At 67.7% G+C, this 1,592-nt stretch carries 1 pseudogene; it reads left to right on the top strand.

The features are described from left to right. Positions 1-1,592: pseudogene (locus HUK84_RS17510) on the top strand (hypothetical protein); the annotation flags it as partial.

Raw genomic sequence — 1,592 nt, 5'->3', positions numbered from 1 at the left:
GGCCAGGGCTGGAGCGTCGCGCCGTCGAACGGCACGGCCGATCCGGTGGGGGTGCTGGCCGCGCCGCAATTCGGCGGCCACACCGCGGGCACCGGCACCGGATATGACAATGCGTCGGTGCAGATCGACCAGTTCGGCAACATGCTGTCGATCGGCGGGGGCACGGTCAATGCGGTGTCGCAGGCGGGCGCGGTGGCGTGGAGCCTGGCGTCCGGCACCGTGCAGTCCGATATCCTGTCGGTGGCGCCGGGGCTGACCATGTCGAGTTACGTCCTGAATGCCGCATCGGTGCTGATGCAGGGCCAGTATCTGGCCGCCGGCGTGGGGTCCGGCGCCCAATGGCAGGGGATCGCGCTGTATCAGGTCAATAGCGGCGCGGCGCCGCGCTTTCGCGGGTTCGTCTATTACTACGTCAACGGTCCGGGGCCGATCTATGGTGCCAACCAGTGCTTCCTGGCCGGCGACCAGACGATCGACGATCCGATCCTGTGCTACCAGATCGAATATCCCAACGTGCCGCGCGTGGTGATGGTCTATCCGAGCATCGCGCAGATCGTCGGCGGCGCGGCGGCCTCCGGCGGTCTTAACGGGCTGTATCCGGAACTGGGCAATACGGCCGGCTGGGGCCCGTGCCAGGTGCCGGTCATCGAATATCGCTATCCGGCGCAACTGGGCAGCAACCTGCTACGCCAGGCGGGCTATAACGGCAATGTCGGGTTCTTCCTGCCGGACGGGCAGGGCGGCACCAACCATTATTTGTATTTCAGCCGCGGCGACATGGCGGCGAACGCGGCGGCCGGCACCAACGCCAATCCGGAACTGCAGGCGGTGATCGGGCCGGCTTATCCAAACGGCGCGATGGTGAAGATCGCGATGGGGGCGGTCAACTATGACGCGCTGGTCGGCGCGCATTTCGCGGGGAACGGCGCCACGCAGTTCACCGGCACGATGCCGATGTACAGCATCGACAATGCGAACTGGGTGGACCAGGCGGGGGCGGCGCAGATCCCGTTCGCGGACGAATATCATTACATCGCCACCGGGCAGCCGGGCGGCACCGACGTCTATGCCGGCCAGCCGTCCCTGACGCCGATTCCCGGCTCCTCGGACTGGTTGGTGACCTTCCTGCTGGTCGGGCTGTCGGACGCCGCCGCCAATCGGGGCAATGCCAGCGTGTGGGACACGGTGCGGGTGTTCCACTATTCCGGCGGCACGGCGACGCAGCTTGGCCCGGCGGTTTCGGGCGAGGCCTATGCGGCGGCCGACTGGCCGGGCTTCACCTTGGGGGCCTGGGCCGACACGAATGCCGTCGCCTATCTGGACGGCACGTCGGTGGTGATTTTCGGGAACATGGCATCGTATGCCGGCGCCTGTCCGAATCCGCAGGGCGCGCAATATTGCACGCGCTTCGGGTCGCTGAGCTTTGCCGTGGCGCAACTGGCCGATCTGTTCCTGGCCGCGCCGAGCGGGCTCTTCGACCTGTCGCAGCCGGCCAATCGGGCGCTGTTCCTGAACGGCGCGGGCGGCGCGCAGTATCTGGGGCCGGACGGGTCGAAGGCGCTGGGGGTGGCGCCACCGGTCTTCCTGACCGT

The sequence above is a fragment of the Nguyenibacter vanlangensis genome (genome assembly GCF_013376155.1).
Taxonomy (GTDB): Bacteria; Pseudomonadota; Alphaproteobacteria; order Acetobacterales; family Acetobacteraceae; genus Gluconacetobacter; species Gluconacetobacter vanlangensis.
The sequence above is the reverse complement of the archived record's forward strand: the minus strand, read 5'-3'. Positions and strand labels throughout refer to the sequence as shown.